14 protein-coding genes are annotated in these 15,137 nt (G+C 66.2%); 8 read left to right on the top strand and 6 right to left on the bottom strand.

Going from position 1 to position 15,137, the window contains the following annotated elements; translation table 11 throughout:
* Positions 1–23: 23 nt before the first annotated feature.
* The 3 genes from KHP16_RS18570 to KHP16_RS18560 are packed head-to-tail and all read right to left on the bottom strand — an operon-like array spanning position 24 to position 3,198.
* On the bottom strand, positions 24–1,472 hold the full coding sequence (locus tag KHP16_RS18570; RefSeq protein WP_115955415.1) for an aldehyde dehydrogenase family protein: 1,449 nt from the start codon (positions 1,470–1,472) through the stop codon (positions 24–26).
* A gap of 17 nt (positions 1,473–1,489) precedes the next feature.
* Positions 1,490–2,209: a TenA family transcriptional regulator gene (locus KHP16_RS18565; protein ID WP_109584489.1), complete on the bottom strand. Its 720-nt coding sequence runs from the start codon at positions 2,207–2,209 to the stop codon at positions 1,490–1,492.
* Positions 2,210–2,265: 56 nt separating this feature from the next.
* On the bottom strand, positions 2,266–3,198 hold the full coding sequence (locus KHP16_RS18560) for an ornithine cyclodeaminase family protein (protein ID WP_115955333.1): 933 nt from the start codon (positions 3,196–3,198) through the stop codon (positions 2,266–2,268).
* Positions 3,199–3,512: 314 nt separating this feature from the next.
* On the opposite strand from KHP16_RS18560, the gene KHP16_RS18555 reads away from it, so the two are divergent.
* The 4 genes from KHP16_RS18555 to KHP16_RS18540 all read left to right on the top strand — a co-directional run bounded on the left by KHP16_RS18555 (position 3,513) and on the right by KHP16_RS18540 (position 6,067).
* Positions 3,513–5,051 carry a hypothetical protein gene (locus KHP16_RS18555; protein ID WP_109584491.1) on the top strand — a complete coding sequence of 513 codons (1,539 nt, stop codon included), beginning with the start codon at positions 3,513–3,515 and terminating at the stop codon, positions 5,049–5,051.
* A gap of 25 nt (positions 5,052–5,076) precedes the next feature.
* On the top strand, positions 5,077–5,379 hold the full coding sequence (locus KHP16_RS18550; RefSeq protein WP_109584492.1) for a 2Fe-2S iron-sulfur cluster-binding protein: 303 nt from the start codon (positions 5,077–5,079) through the stop codon (positions 5,377–5,379).
* Positions 5,379–5,693 (top strand): ferredoxin, encoded by a 315-nt coding sequence (locus KHP16_RS18545; protein ID WP_109584669.1) that lies wholly within the window; start codon positions 5,379–5,381, stop codon positions 5,691–5,693. Before KHP16_RS18550 ends, KHP16_RS18545 begins: the two co-directional genes overlap by 1 nt.
* A 95-nt stretch (positions 5,694–5,788) precedes the next feature.
* Positions 5,789–6,067 (top strand): 2Fe-2S iron-sulfur cluster-binding protein, encoded by a 279-nt coding sequence (locus KHP16_RS18540; RefSeq protein ID WP_244835897.1) that lies wholly within the window; start codon positions 5,789–5,791, stop codon positions 6,065–6,067.
* Between the two features lie 10 nt (positions 6,068–6,077).
* Here the strand turns inward: KHP16_RS18540 and KHP16_RS18535 are convergent, their stop codons facing one another.
* Both KHP16_RS18535 and KHP16_RS18530 read right to left on the bottom strand, forming a co-directional pair.
* Positions 6,078–6,899 (bottom strand): alpha/beta fold hydrolase, encoded by an 822-nt coding sequence (locus KHP16_RS18535; RefSeq protein ID WP_211960872.1) that lies wholly within the window; start codon positions 6,897–6,899, stop codon positions 6,078–6,080.
* A 329-nt stretch (positions 6,900–7,228) separates the two neighbouring features.
* Positions 7,229–8,179 (bottom strand): TauD/TfdA dioxygenase family protein, encoded by a 951-nt coding sequence (locus KHP16_RS18530; RefSeq protein WP_211960871.1) that lies wholly within the window; start codon positions 8,177–8,179, stop codon positions 7,229–7,231.
* 213 nt (positions 8,180–8,392) lie between these two features.
* On the opposite strand from KHP16_RS18530, the gene KHP16_RS18525 reads away from it, so the two are divergent.
* The 4 genes from KHP16_RS18525 to KHP16_RS18510 all read left to right on the top strand — a co-directional run bounded on the left by KHP16_RS18525 (position 8,393) and on the right by KHP16_RS18510 (position 13,787).
* Positions 8,393–10,057 (top strand): ABC transporter substrate-binding protein, encoded by a 1,665-nt coding sequence (locus KHP16_RS18525; protein ID WP_211960870.1) that lies wholly within the window; start codon positions 8,393–8,395, stop codon positions 10,055–10,057.
* 76 nt (positions 10,058–10,133) lie between these two features.
* Complete coding sequence (locus KHP16_RS18520) at positions 10,134–11,108, top strand: ABC transporter permease (RefSeq protein ID WP_211960969.1); 975 nt, start codon at positions 10,134–10,136, stop codon at positions 11,106–11,108.
* 16 nt (positions 11,109–11,124) lie between these two features.
* A complete protein-coding gene (locus tag KHP16_RS18515; protein ID WP_211960869.1) occupies positions 11,125–12,051 on the top strand; it encodes an ABC transporter permease in 927 nt (308 codons plus the stop codon).
* 11 nt (positions 12,052–12,062) lie between these two features.
* Positions 12,063–13,787, top strand: a complete 1,725-nt coding sequence (locus tag KHP16_RS18510; RefSeq protein ID WP_211960868.1) for an ABC transporter ATP-binding protein — start codon at positions 12,063–12,065, stop codon at positions 13,785–13,787.
* A gap of 4 nt (positions 13,788–13,791) precedes the next feature.
* On the opposite strand, the gene KHP16_RS18505 is transcribed toward KHP16_RS18510, so the two are convergent.
* The gene (locus KHP16_RS18505) at positions 13,792–15,132 is read right to left on the bottom strand and encodes an LLM class flavin-dependent oxidoreductase (RefSeq protein WP_211960867.1); all 1,341 of its coding nucleotides are present in this window, start codon (positions 15,130–15,132) and stop codon (positions 13,792–13,794) included.
* Positions 15,133–15,137: the final 5 nt, after the last annotated feature.

Here is a 15,137-nt window from a genome sequence, read left to right as displayed (position 1 = left end):
AACCGCGATTCAAAAAACGCGATTCAACAACCGCGATATACGGTCTTGATCTGGGTATAGAACTCGATGCCGGCGCGGCCGGACTCGCGGAACGTGGCGGTGCTCGAACGCTTGAGCCCGCCGAACGGCGCGTTGACGAGGTTGCCTGTCGTCGTGCGGTTGATCTTGACCGTTCCCGACTCGATGTCGTTGGCAAAGTCATGCGCATAACGCGGATTGCGCGTGGCGATCGCCGCTGACAGGCCGTACTCGGTGTCGTTGGCCTTCGCCATGGCATCGGCATAGCTGCTTGCCTCGATGATCGCCAGCACCGGCCCGAAGATTTCCTCGCGCGCGATGCGCATGGACATCGTCACGTCGGTGAAGACCGTCGGCGCCACGTAGTAGCCGTGCGCGAAGTCGCCCTCGGTCAGCGCGTTGCCACCCGCCAGCAGCGTCGCTTCTCGCTTGCCGATCTCGATATAACCGAGGACGGTCTCGCGCTGCTTGCGCGTGGCGAGCGGCCCGAGGTCCATCCCCGGCTGCATGCCGCTGCCGATCTTGAGCGACTTCACGCGCGCCACCAGCTTGTCGGTGAAAGCCTGGCGAACCTCGGCCATCACGATGATGCGGCTCGTGCCCGTGCACGCCTGGCCGGACAGCGACAGGCCGCCCTTGACCGCGAGATCGACGGCCTGATCCAGATCGGCGTCTTCCATCACGATCAGCGGGTTCTTGCCGCCGAGCTCCATCTGCGTGCGCGTGGTCATCGATACCGAGCGATGGATCTGCTCGCCCGCGGACGTCGAGCCGGTGAACGACACCGCGCGGATGGCCGGCGAGGCGACGATCGTCTCGCCCACTTCGCCCGCGCTGCCGGTGATGAAGTTCAGCACGCCGCGCGGGATACCTGCCTTGACGAAGGCTTCCGCCAGACGCAGGCCGGAGAGCGGCGCGTCCGACGACGGCTTGAACACGACCGTGTTGCCCGCGATCAGCGCCGGCGCGATCTTGCGCGCGGGAATGGACACCGGGAAGTTCCAGGGCGAGATGACGGTGACCACGCCCAGCGGCTCGCGTTGCGTGTACACGACCATGTCGGGGTCGTCCTGCGGGAAGGTCTCGCCCGAGTAGGTCTGGCCCTCTACCGCATAGAAGCGCAGCGTCTGCGCCGAGCGCACGATCTCGTCGCGCGCGAGGTTCAGCGCCTTGCCTTCCTCGCGCGTGAGTTCCGCGGCGAACGCATCGGCATTGGCTTCGAGCCATGCGGCGGCATCGTTGAGGATCTTCGCGCGCTTGCCGATCGGCGTCTTGCGCCATGCCGGAAAAGCGGCGGCCGCCGCCGCGACGGCCGCCTCCGCGTCGCGCGCGTCGGAAGCCGCGTGGCGGCTCACGACCTCGCGCGTATCGGCCGGGTTGATGTTGTCGAACAGGCGACCGCTCACGCTGTCGCACCATTCGCCGTCGATGTAGTTGCGGTAGATGTCCGTCATCGTCGTGGCCCCGTGCATCACGCGGCGATCGCGGCCGGCTTGGTCTCGACGTAGTCGTAGTAGAGCGCGGTCGTGTACAGCAGTCGCATCTGGGCGCCGATCTCGCAGATCTTCAGGCAGCGCGCCTGCAGTTCCGGCGTGTTGGCGTGCTCCAGCACGATCTGGTAGCCGCGTTCGCCGTGGATTTCGTCGGACACGATATGCAGGTCGAAGAATTCGACTTCCTCGTCGGTGAAGCCGTATTTCTCGCGCAGCGTGGGCGTCTGCTTGCGATAGATCGACGGGACCTGCGATTCCAGGCCGACGACGAGGCCGGCCACCGCGACGACCGGATCTTCACGCATCGCCACCGCGTAGCACCAGCTCTGCAGGCCGCGCGTGGTCGGCGACATGTTGTCGGGGTTGACCACGCGTTCACGCGTGGTGCCGCAGGCTTCGGCAAAGCGGACCAGCAGGTCGGTGTGGCGGTCGCCACCGATTTCTTCCTCGTACATGTTGGCCAGCAGGAAGTCCTTGGCCTCGGTCATATGGTCCGGCGTGCGCGCATAGATATAAGCGAGGTAGTCGGCGAACGGACCCACGTAGTGGTAGTGGTTCTCCGCCCAGCGCGACAGGTGCTCGCGCGTCAGCGTGCCGCTTGCCCATGCCTTGCTGAAGGGCGCCTGGTTGGCGCTCTTGCCCTTGATTGCGTTCTCGAGCGCGGCGCGAAAGTCTTCACGGTTCATCAGTTCTGCCATTTGGGGGCTCCTTGACTGGTCTGGGATGAATGAGGGGAGGGGACTGACAGTGCGAGTCATGCGGCCCGGGCTTCCCGGGCTGCGGTGATCCGCTGGTAGGCAACGCCGGCGAGGGCAATGTCCTCGAGGCCGACGCCGACGGATTTGTAGATGACGATGTCGTCGTCGCTTTGCCGCACGACATGGCGGTCCAGCAGGACATCGCCGAGTTCGACGATCTTGCGATCGGGCAGTACGGCGGGATCGGCGAGAACGAGGTCGCCCGCTTCGCGCAGCGATTGCGTCCGCCATTCGACGACCACCGCGGCCGCGCGCGAAAGCGCCGTGTCATCGAGCTCGCGCGTATGCGGCAGGCTGGAGCCGATCGCCGCAACGAAGGCGCCGCGGCGCAGCGACGCGCCGGCGAACAGCGGCGTGGTGGACCGGGACGCCGTGACGACAATGTCCGCCTCCGCCACGCATGCCTCGGGCGTAGCGAAGGTCGCGGGAATGCCGCACTGCGCGGTCAGCCGTTCCGCTACCGAGGCGTCGGCATGCGGGTCGCTGATCAGGATGCGTTCGAGCGGCAGCGCGGCCGATAGCTGCAGTGCATGCTGCGCGCCCTGCGTGCCAGCGCCGAACAGCGCCAGGGTTTGCGCGTCCGGCCGTGCCAGCCGCTGCGCCGCCAGCACCGTGCACGCCGCGGTACGCAGCCGCGTGATCGCTCCGGCATCGAAGGAAGCAAGCGGGGCGCCATCGACGGTCGAAAACAACAGGATCACGAACGAGAACTGTCCCGCGATCGTCGTGTAGACCTTGGCACCCGCCACCTGCTGATCCGGAATGACGGCGCCCAGGGTGGACAGCTTGACGCCTCCGGCCTCGGTGCGGATGCGCTCCTGCATGGCGGCGCGCTGCTGGCCGAAACTGCGGAAGGCCGCCAGCATGGCCGCCTGCGCGTCCGTCGCGCTGACGTGGCGATCGATTTGTTCGTCGGTGATGTGGAGCATGTGTCGGCGAGTTGGAGCCAGTCATGACCGGCTATGACTGCAATTCGGTATACAGTCTACACATTGCTAAAGAAATTGCTAGCGGAGTTTTTGGGGCATACCGCGTCAACGACGATGTCGAAAACGGTGCGGGATGCGCGCAAACCGTGCATCTACGCGGCTTTCGGCACCGTGGCGGGGTGCTGGCGCGGAGTTTCCCTAACCCAGTCGGTTTTCGCTTGTCTTCCGGTGGTGTCGGAATATAGTATACGAAACGGAAATTTCACTATCTCATCAAACCTGCCCCCACCAGGGCCCCACATCAGGGGAGCCTCATGCAACCAACGGTAGAGATCGGCATTGCCCACTGGGTATATCTATTGGGCGTCATGGTTATCGTGCTGACCATGATCCTGCGCGCCAACGTCGTCGTGCCGTCGATCGTCGGCACCTTCTGCGTCATCTTTGCCATCACCGGGAATCCGGTCAGCGCGCTAGGCGGCATCTTCGGGGCGAGCCTCGTGGCGGCGAAGGAGCTGTTCAACATCTTTCTGGTGATCGCGTTCATGACCGCGTTGCTCAATGCGCTCAAGACATTGCGATCCGATATCCGGATGGTCGAACCCTTCCGCGTGATCATGAAAAACGGGCATAGCGCCTACTTCATCCTCGCCGGCATTACCTATGTGATCTCGCTGTTCTTCTGGCCGACGCCCGCGGTACCGCTGGTCTCGGCGATCCTGCTGCCGGCCGCGATTGCCGCGGGGCTTCCCCCGCTGGCGGGTGCGATGGCGATCGCCATCGCGGGGCAAGGCATGGCGCTGTCCTCGGACTATGTCATTGGCGTGGCGCCGGGCATCAGCGCGAAAGCCGCGGGTGCGGCAGTGAGCGCGGCGGTCGTCGCGGATCGCGCGCTGGTGCTGTCCATCATCACCGGCGCCATCGCGCTGGCGCTGGCCTATTTGTCGATGCGCCGGCATATCGTTCCGGCAAGCGGCGCGCTGCTCGACAAATGGCAGGCGAAGGCCAATGGCATCGACCCGGAAGTCGAAGCCACGGGCACGTTCGACAAGGCCGAGATCGCGCGCGGCACGTCGCATGAGGAGCCGCTCGTCACCGATGCCAACATCGAACGCAGCCTGGCCATGGTCGCGCAGCGCCGCATCAAGTGGTCGAAGTTCTTCGCCGTGCTGACGCCGATCGCCTTTGTCTGCGTGGTGACGCTGATGGTGCTCCCGAAGCTGGCCAGCGGCATGCCTGACCTCAAGGGTGGCGCGGCGGCCGCGCTGGTCGGCGGCGTTGCCGCGGTGCTGATGATGCTGGCCACGCTGGCTGCCGAAGGTCCGCGCCGCATGCTCGACGTCTGCCCCGAGCACATCACGGATGGCTTCGTGTTCGCGTTCAAGGCGATGGGATCGGTGCTGCCTATCGCGGGCTTCTTCTTCGTCGGCGCGGGCGAGACCGCCGCGCAGATCCTCGGCGTGGATGCGGGCAAGGCCCCGAGCCTGTTGTTCGAGCTGATCCAGGCCTATCAACACATGATTCCCGACAACCATGTGCTCGTTGCGTTCGGCGTGCTGCTGGTCGGCATGATCACCGGCATCGACGGCTCCGGTTTCGCGGGCCTCCCTCTGACTGGCACGCTCGCCGGCGCGCTGGGTCCGGTGGTCGGCTTCGATTCCGCGACACTCGCGGCCGTGGGCCAGATGGGCGCGGTATGGACCGGTGGCGGCACGCTCATCGCGTGGTCGTCGCTGATCGCGGTGGCGGGCTTCGCGCGGGTGCCCGTGCTCGAGGCGGTGCGCGCGCTGCTGTTGCCGGTGATCGCGGGTCTCGTCGTCTCGACGATCTGCGCGATGTTCATCTGGCACTGATTACAAGTAACACGCTGGGATATTTATGCCGAAAGTTGTCTTTCACAAGAACGGACAGGTCTTCACCGACGAGGTCAAGCCCGAGACCAACCTCGTGGTGCGTGCCGGCATCAAGCAGTTTCCGTATCCGAACCTGCGTTACGAGTGCGGCATGGGCAAATGCTCGAAGTGCGCGTGCAAGGTGCTGGCCGGCGCCGAGAATTTGCCGCCGCCGAACTGGAAGGAGAAGAAGCAGCTCGGCGAGCGCATCGAGCAGGGCTTCCGCCTCGCCTGCCAGATCTGGCTGACGCACGACATCGAGCTCTGCCAGGAAGAGTTGCCGGCATGATGTACGTGATCCTCGCCAGCAAGCCGGGGCAGTTCCGTACCGAACCTATGGAGGGCACGCTCGACGCCCTCCGGCCGCTGGAAACCTACGACTACGTGTTCTACGGCCGCGCCACCGCGAGCTTCGTCATTGCCGAACTTCATCAGCCGGTGAAGGTGCGCGTGATCGACGAGACCGGTGGGAGCGATGCCGAGACGATCAACCTGGTGCCATCGAAGTTCCTCGAACGGTTCGACACGCTGGACGCCGCGCGCGCCGCGCTGCGGGACCTCGCCAAGTTCGGAACGATGGACCTCTCGCTGAAGAAACGATGACACAGGAAACGCTGGGCACCGCGCCCGCCGCACCCCCTACCGCGACCCCTACCGCGACCTCTACCGCCGAGCGCGCAACCGTCGAGGTCACATTCCTGACCAACGCGGGCAAGACCGTCACGGCGGCGAGCAACAGTAACCTGCTCCGCATCTCGCTGCGCGAGCAGGGCGGCATTCCATTCAAGTGCGGCGGCGGCATCTGCGGCACCTGCCGATGCAGGATCGAGCAGGGCCTCGAGCACACCGACGCGGTCAAGCCGAAGGAGCGCAAGCATCTGTCGGAGCAGGACCTTGCGGAGGGTTACCGCATGGCATGCCAGACGTTCGTCAACGGCGATATCGCCGTGTCGTGGGAACCGAAGCCGGCGCGTTGAGCGCGGGTCGTCATGCCGCCTGCTTCGCCATCAACGCCAGCAGTTCGGCATTGAAGCGCGCCGGATCCTCGAAGAACGTGCCGTGTCCGATGCCCTCGTAGATCGACAACGTCGAATGCGGCACGAGCTTGTGCGTGTATTCGCTCATGGCCACAGCCGAGATTTGATCCTCACGGCCGTGCGTGACGAGCATCGGTACCCGAATGGCGCGCAGCGTGTCGTCGTAGGCGGCTGGCCTGCCGGCAAGCAGCTTGCGCACGGCGACGGGCGTCTTTGCATTGAAGCGCTCCATCCCCGCCAGTTCGGCCGCGGTCGGCGGGCGCGAGAAGCAGGCGCGCAGGAAGGCCTCTGTGCCTTTCTCCGCTTCCATCGCATCGTTGGACATCATCGGCACCATCAGCCGTGCCTGTCGCCCCTGCCCGAATGGCGCGCTCGTCGACGTGGCGGCCACGTAGTTGAGGCTGCCGATCTCGCCGTCGCCGAATGCCGTGAGGTAGTCGTTGACCACGCGGCCGCCATACGACCACGTGACGATCGCTGGCTTGCGCGCACCGGTGGCGCGGATGACCGATCGCACGTCCTCGGCCCAGCGCACGTTCTCGTGATACGCCTCCTTGACAAGCGGCTTGCCGGAGTCGCCGTGGCCGCGCAGGTCGAACGATATCAGCCGCAGCTGCTGTAGCTCGGGCGCCGACATTTGCTTCGACCAGCTCTCGTGGCTCTGGGCGAAACCGTGGATGAAGATGACGGGGCGGCCATTGGGGTTGCCGGACTCGAACACGGCAAGCTCGACGCCATCGCTGGCGGAGGATCGAATGCGGGTGGCGCGCATCGCGGCAGGTTCCGGTCGGGTTGCGCAACCGGTGCCCGCCAACGTGGCTGCAAATGTGGCGGCGAATGTTCCCGCGACAGTCGCGGCGCCCGCTTGCAGGAAGCGGCGCCGGGCGGGCCGGTGCATATCAGAACTTACGTCGGCATGGGAAAAGGTCAAGGCGGTCTCCTCGTGGCCGCGCGTGCCGACGGACATGATCGGCAGCGAGGCTCTGTTTGAACGATGGGGACAGCCTAAACGACACTTCGCCAAAGCCAAAATGGCGAATTTAACTCCTGATGATCGACCGCGTCGATGGATCGGCGCCGCCGACACCCGGCATCACACCATCAAGCCGCTTTTCGCGTTTCCGCCGGCGGCGCATGGATACTGCCATCGCGCACTGGCTTGATCGCCCGGCTGCGCTCGCCATCGACGCTCACGGGCACATCGCCCGCGATGGTCACGCGGCGCACGATGCGGCGCGTATCGCCGTAATCGTTGATCGCATAGTGTTGCGTCGCGCGATTGTCCCAGATCGCGACATCGCCGGTCTGCCAGCGCCACCGCACCGTGTTCTCCAGCCGATGCACATGGCTCTGCAGCACCGAGATCAGATGCGCGGAGTCCGTGGCGGAATACCCGAGCAGGCGCTTGACGAAATGCCCGAGTACGAGCGTGCGTTCCCCGGTCTCCGGATGCACGCGCACGACGGGGTGCTCGGTCTCGTAGACAGTGCGCGTGAACACGTCGCGATAGTGCTGGGCATCCGGCGCATGAGGCAGCACGCGCGAACCCGCATAGTCGTAGTCGTTGGTGTGCAATGCCCAGAGTTTGTCCGCCAGCTCGCGCAGTGGCTGCGGCAGCTCCTCGTACGCCGCGGCGGTGTTGGCCCACACCGTGTCGCCGCCGTATGCGGGGACCTCTACCGCGCGCAGCACCGAGACCTGTGGATACGCGAGGTCGAATGTCACGTCGGTATGCCATGAGTTCGCGCGGCCGCCGCCGTGCTGCGAGTCGAGCTCCAGCAGATACTGCGTGCCGGCGCGCACGGGCACGGTCGGGTGCGGCACCGGCGGGCCGAACAGCGAGCCAAACGCCTCCTGCGTGGCATCGTCGAGGTGCCCCTGCTCGCGGAAGAACAGCACCTTGTGGCGCAGCAGCGCCGCGCGAATGGCTTCGAACGTCGCCGCCGGCAGATCGCCGTCGAGTCGCACGCCGCGGACTTCGGCGCCAATGCGTCCGGAAACCGGACGGACGTCGAGGTCGATGGGAATCGATTGCTGAGGGTGCTGCGTCATGGGGAAGGTCTCCGTGAGGAATGGGATGCATCGATGGGATGCACCGGATGCACCGTAACGATGCTCAACATATGCCTCCCGGGCCGCGCCGCAGAACGAAGGATTTCGCGGTTCGATATGGACAGGCGGCGCATAACGGCATGCGTAAACGTTCGTTCGCGCGGGGCCGCGGGCTCCCTATATTGGCTGACCCATCTCTTTCCCGCGCCTCCCATGATTCAGAAACTTGTTCGGGCGATCCTGCTGCCCGCAGCCATGACGCTGCTGGCGAGCCCATATGTCTCGGCCGCCCCCTCCGGCTCCGCTGCCCCCGCCGCCGAGAGCCCGCGGACGGGCGGTACGCTGACCGCCATCATCCAGCCCGAACCGGTGATCCTGACGTCGGCGCTCAACTCTGCCGCGCCGACGGGCTTCTTCAGCGCGAATGTATTCGACGGGCTCGTCGAATACGACAACAACTTCAAGCTCAAGCCGGCGCTGGCCGAGCGCTGGGACATCTCGAAGGATTCCAAGACGCTGACGTTCCACCTGCGGCCCAACGTCAAGTGGCACGACGGCAAGCCGTTCACGTCGGCGGACGTCAAATGGACGCTGGAGAACGTCTGGAAGAAGCTCCATCCGCGCAACCAGATCCTGTTCGGCAAGGTGACGCAGGTCGATACGCCGGACCCGCTCACCGTGGTGCTGCACTTCTCCGAGCCGTCGCTCGCGGTGCTCAGTTCGCTGAACAGCAACGGCGCGCAGGTATTGCCGAAGCACCTGTATGAAGGCACCGACATCCTCAACAACCCGTACAACAACAAGCCGGTGGGCACCGGTCCGTTCGTGTTCAAGGAATGGAGCAAGGGCAACTACATTGTGCTCGAGCGCAATCCGAACTACTGGGACAAGGGCAAGCCGTATCTGGACAAGATCGTCTTCAAGGTGATTCCGGACGCGAGTGCGCGCGCGGCCGCGCTGGAGAAGGGCGAGGCGCAGTACGCGCCGTTCAATCCGGTGCCGCTCAAGGATGCGCAGCGCCTGGCGCAGTTGCCGTCGCTGAAGCTGGAGACGCGCGGCTACGACTGGATCTCGCCGTGGCTGTTCATGGACGTGAACGTCGATCGCCCGTACTTCAAGGACGTACGCGTCCGTCAGGCGCTCGCCCATGCGATCGACCTCAACGCGCTGAACAAGGTCGTGTGGTTCGGCTTCGGTAAGCCGGCGGTGAGCCCCGTGGTATCGACGCTGACGCAATTCTTCAACCCCGCGGTGCCTAAATACGCGTACGACCCGGCCAAGGCCGAGGCGCTGCTCGATGCGGCGGGACTCAAGCGCGGCCCGGACGGCAACCGCCTGAAGATTCAGATCGACTACCTGCCATATGGCGACGACTACAAGCGTAGCGCCGAATACATCAAGCAGGCACTCAAGCGAGTCGGCGTCGACGTGACCGTGCGCACGCAGGACACACCGACCTATACGAAGCGCGTCTATGGCGACCGCGACTTCGATCTCGCGGTCGTGTGGTTCGCGGGCTTTGCGGATCCGCTCGTCGGCGTGACGCGCGCCTACCGCGCGGACACGGTCGGCAAGAACATTCCGTGGTCGAACGGCTCGGGCTATCGCGGCGAAGAAGCGAACAAGCTCATCGACGAAGCCCAGGGATCGCCGAGCCAGACCGAGCGCGTGGAGCTGTTCAAGCGCTTCCAGACCGTGGTGCAGAACGACCTGCCGTCCGTACCGCTGCTCGAGCTGCGATTCTTCACGGTGCAATCGGCGTCCCTGCGCGACACGGTCAGCGGCGTGGATCAGATCTACGCTTCCCTCAAGAACGCATGGTTCGCGCAGCCGCCTGGCGCGAGCGCGACCGTCGCGCGTGCCGACGCGGGCAAGTAGGAGGCGCAACGTGGACCCGCGTCCTGCCGCCGCGCCGGTCGAGGTGCCTGCGGCCACGCTTCCCCTTGCGCGCGTGCTGCCGTGGCGGATCGTCGCCCGGCGCGTCGCGCAGCTTGCGGGCGTGGTGCTCGGCATCGCGATCGTCAATTTCTTCCTGCTGCGGCTGGCGCCAGGCGATGCCGCGCAGGTGCTCGCCGGCGAGGCGGGTGCCGCGACGCCCGAATACATCGCCGCGCTGCGCGCGCAGTTTGGCCTGGACCAGCCGCTGTGGGTGCAGCTGTACAAGTACCTGTGGCACCTGGCGCAACTCGACCTCGGTTTCTCGCACCGGCAGGGCATGCCGGTCTTCGACCTGATCGCGCAACGTCTTCCCGCCACGCTTCTGCTGATGGGGGCGAGCATCGCGTTCGCGGTGGTGCTGGGCGCGGGCCTCGGCGTGCTGGCGGCGGGCCGCGCGGGCAAGCTGCTCGACACCGCCATCTCGGCGGCCGCATTGCTGTGCTTTGCCACCCCGCTGTTCTGGATCGGACTGATGCTGGTCCTCGTGTTCTCCGTGTGGCTCGACTGGCTCCCCGTGGGGGGCATGTTCACGGTCGAATCGGGATACACGGGCTGGCGCTACGCGCTCGACGTGGCACGGCATCTCATCCTGCCGGCCATTACGCTCGGCTTGTTCTACATGGCCGTGTACGTGCGGCTGATGCGTGCCAGCATGATCGAAGTGCGGCGACAGGACTTTGTGCGTACGGCGGTGGCGAAGGGGGCGCCCGCGCGGCGTGTGCTGACACGTCATGTCCTGCGTAACGCGCTGCTGCCGCTGATCACGATGATCGGCGTGCAGGCGAGTTCGGTGATCGGCGGCGCCGTGATCGTCGAGACCGTGTTCGCGTGGCCCGGCCTGGGACGCACCGCGTTCGACGCGCTCTATCAACGCGACTACAACCTGCTGCTGGGCATCCTGCTGTGCAGCTCGGTCGTTGTCATCGTCGTCAACTGGATCGTGGATGCGGTCTACGCGCGCGTGGATCCCCGCATCCGCCTGCCGCACTGAATTCCGGGAGCCGTTCATGTCTTCGTCCTCTCCATTGCTGGCCGTCACGGCCGCTGCCGGCGAGATCGAGCCGCTGCCGTCCGCGCCGGCGGGTCTTCCCCAGCGCGGCGCGCTGCGGCGGTTGCTCGCCTCGCCGAGCGCCTGGGTTGGCACCGTGTTGTTGTCGATCGTCGTGGCGGCCGCGCTGACCGCGGGCTGGCTGTTTCCGGGCGACCCCCTGGACATGGCAACCGAGCCATTGCTGTGGCCCGGCCGCGATGCCGCCTATCCGCTAGGGTCCGACATGCTCGGCCGGGATATCCTGGCCGGACTGTTTCACGGGACGCGCGCCTCGCTGACGATCGCGGCGGTCTCCACCGCGATTGCGGTGGTGCTCGGCGTGGCCGGCGGGATCGCGGCCGGCTATTACGGCAACGATTTCAACGGGCGCATCGATCGGGCGTTCGGCATCGTGACCACGTTCTTCCAGACCATTCCGTCGTTTCTGTTCGCGCTGGCGATCGTCGCGGTGGCGCAGCCTTCCATTGGCAAGATCGCGCTGGCCATCGGCATCACGTCGTGGCCCGCGCTCGCGCGGCTCGTGCGCGCGGAAGTGTTGCGGCTGCGGCATGGCGACATGGTGCTCGCCAGCGAGGCACTCGGCGCGAGCGACGCGCGCATCATCGCGCACGACATCCTGCCAAACGTGCTGACGCCGGTGCTGGTGTCCGCGTCGCTGATGGTGGCCACGGCGATCCTCACGGAGTCGAGCCTGGCCTTCCTCGGCCTTGGGGATCCGAACGTCGCCAGTTGGGGGAATATGGTCGGCGCGGGCCGCGAGGTGCTGCGTACCGACTGGTACGTCTGCGTGCTGCCGGGCATGGCCATCGTGCTGACCGTGCTGGCGCTCAATCTGATCGGCGACGGCCTCGCCGCGGCATTCGATCCGCGCGGCACGCGGTGAGGACAATCATCATGACGCAACCTTTGCTGTCGCTGCGAGGGCTCACCGTGTCCTACCCAGGGGCTGATCGCCCGGCCGTGGCCTCGCTCGACCTCGACGTCGGCGAGGCCGAGACCGTCGCGCTCGTCGGCGAGTCGGGCTGCGGCAAGTCCACGACCGCGCTGGCGATCCTGCGGCTGCTGTCGCCTGCCGCGCGCGTGGCGGGCCGCGTCCTGCTGGACGGCCGCGATCTGCTGGCCCTGCCCGAGCGAGAGATCACCGCCGTGCGGGGGAATGACGTGTCGATGATCTTCCAGGAGCCGATGACGTCGCTGAACCCCGTGCATACGGTCGGCGAGCAGGTGGTCGAAGCCCTGCGGCTGCATCGCGCGTTGCCGGCGCAGGCTGCGATCTCGCGCGCGGTGGAACTGCTCGATCTCGTTCGCATACCCGAGCCGCAGCGGCGGTTTCACGCCTATCCGCACCAGCTGTCCGGCGGCCAGCGCCAGCGCGTGATGATCGCGATGGCGATCGCCTGCTCCCCGCGGCTGCTCGTCGCGGATGAACCGACGACCGCGCTGGACGTCACGGTGCAGGCGCAGATCCTCGAGCTTCTCGACTCGTTGCGTCGCGAACTCTCGATGAGCGTGTTGCTGATCACGCACGATCTTGGCGTCGTGTCGCGCTGGGCCGATCGTGTGGCGGTGATGCACGATGGCCGCAAGGTGGAAGAACAGACGGCGAAGGCATTGTTCGAGGCGCCACGGCATGACTACTCGCGCGCGCTGCTCGGCGCATCGTTGAGCGGGATGCATGCGCGGGGCGAGGCACCACACTACCGACGGGCGCGATTGCCCGAACTCCGTGTGGAACGCCGCGCCGATGGCACGGCGGCCTCGTTCCGGCTCGCGCAGCCGGAGCCTCGACGACCCACTCCGGTCAAGACGAATGCCGCATCCCCGCTGATCCGCGTGGAAGGGCTCGACGTGATTCATCGCACCGGTCGCCATGCGGCGCATGCGGTGCGCGACGTGTCGTTCTCGATCGCCGCCGGCGAGACAGTGGGATTGGTCGGGGAATCGGGCTGCGGCAAGTCGACGCTCGCTCGGGCGATCCTTCGGCTATCCGATCACGACGGTGGCCGCATCGTGTTCGACGGGACGGACATCGCGGGCATCGCGCGACGCCGGCTGCGGCCGTGGCGCGGTGCCATGCAACTCGTGTTTCAGGATCCCTACGGCTCGCTGAATCCGCGCAAGACCGTCGGCGCGCTGCTGGAGGATGCATTGCGCATTCACGGCGTGCGGGACGGACGCGTGCGGCGCGAGCGCGCGCACGCGATGATCGAGCGCGTGGGCCTGCCGGCCTCGGCGTTGCAGCGCTACCCGCATGAGTTCTCCGGCGGTCAGCGGCAACGCATCGGCATCGCCCGAGCGTTGATCGTGCAGCCGCGATTGCTCGTATGCGATGAGCCCGTATCCGCGCTCGACGTCTCGGTGCAGGCGCAAGTGCTGAATCTGATCGCGGATCTGCAGGCCGAGTATGGTCTGGCGTGTCTGTTCATCTCCCATGACCTGGGCGTGGTGCGCTATATCGCCGATCGTGTGCTCGTCATGAAGGCCGGGCAACTGGTGGAGAGCGGCGACCGGGAGCAGATCTGGACGGCGCCGGCGCATCCCTACACGCGGCAGTTGCTCGACGCCATTCCCTCCATCGCCACTCCTTCCATGGCGACTCCTTCCTTCGCCGACAGCTAGATCGTCAGGCCACCTTGCGCGCGGAGGTCCGTCCCTGCGGACGTGCCAGTCCCAGATGATCGCGCAGGGTGCGTCCTTCGTATTCGGTACGGAACAGCCCGCGTTTCTGGAGGATCGGCACCACGCCATCGACGAACGCCTGCACCCCGTCGGGCAGCACATCCGGCATCAGGTTGAAGCCGTCAGCCGCGCCGTTGACGAACCAGTGCTCGATATCGTCGGCGATCTGTTCGGGCGTGCCGACGATGACGCGATGACCACCGCCGCCCGCGAGCTCGCGGATCAGGTTGCGCACGGTCAGGCCACGCTGCTGGGCGAAGGCCACGGTCGCACGGAAGAAGGTATGGTTGCCGTTCGCGGGCCGCACGAGGTCGTCCGGCAGCGGCTGGTCGAGCGACAGCCGGTCCGCGGAGATACCGAGCGTGCCGGCAAGGCGGTTCAGGCTATATGTCCAGGGAATGAGGTCGACCAGTGCATCGCGCCGGGCGATCGCTTCGGCCTCCGTGGCGCCGATGATCGTCGTGAGGCCGGGCAACACCTTGACCGCATGCTGCCCGCGGCCGAGCGCTTCGGCACGCTGGTTGATCTCCGCGCGGTAAGCGAACGCTTCCTCGAACGACTGTGCCGCGGAAAACACGGCTTCCGCATGGAGTGCCGCCAGCTCGCGGCCATCGGACGAGCCGCCAGCCTGGAACAGCACCGGGTGTCCCTGCGGCGGACGCGGCTGATTGAGCGGGCCCTGCACATCGAAGAACGCGCCGTGATGGGCGATGGGCTGCAGTTTTGCGGTGTCGACAAAGCGCCCGGAATGCTTGTCGCCGACAAACGCGCCGTCCTCCCAGCTGTCCCACAGCGACTTGACCACGCGCGTGAACTCGTCGGCGCGTGCGTAACGCTGCGCGTGATCGGGCGGCGCGAGGCGGCCGAAGTTGCGCGCGGAGCCGGCATCGGCCGTCGTCACGACGTTCCATCCCGCGCGGCCGTTGCTCACGATGTCGAGCGTGGCAAAGCGGCGCGCGACGTTGTACGGCTCGTTGTAGCTCGTAGAGAGCGTCGCCACGAGTCCGATGTGCGTGGTGGCCATGGCCACGCACGCGAGCAGCAGCGTGGGCTCGAGCGCAGTGATCGGGCGAAAGTCGATCTGGTCGGCGATCGAGGCGTTGTCCGCGAGGAACATCGCGTCGAACTTGCCGGCCTCGGCGATCTGCGCGAGCCGGACGTAGTGCTGGATGTCGACGAACGCGCGGGGATCGGCATCGGGCACGCGCCATGCCGAAGGCACGAAGCCCGAATGCAGCGCGTTGAGGTTCAGATGGAGCTGACGCGGTGGCGTGGCCTTGGTCATGGAAG

The organism is Cupriavidus plantarum, assembly GCF_905397285.1.
GTDB classification, from domain to species: Bacteria; Pseudomonadota; Gammaproteobacteria; order Burkholderiales; family Burkholderiaceae; genus Cupriavidus; species Cupriavidus plantarum.
This window is presented reverse-complemented; position numbering and strand designations above follow the sequence as displayed.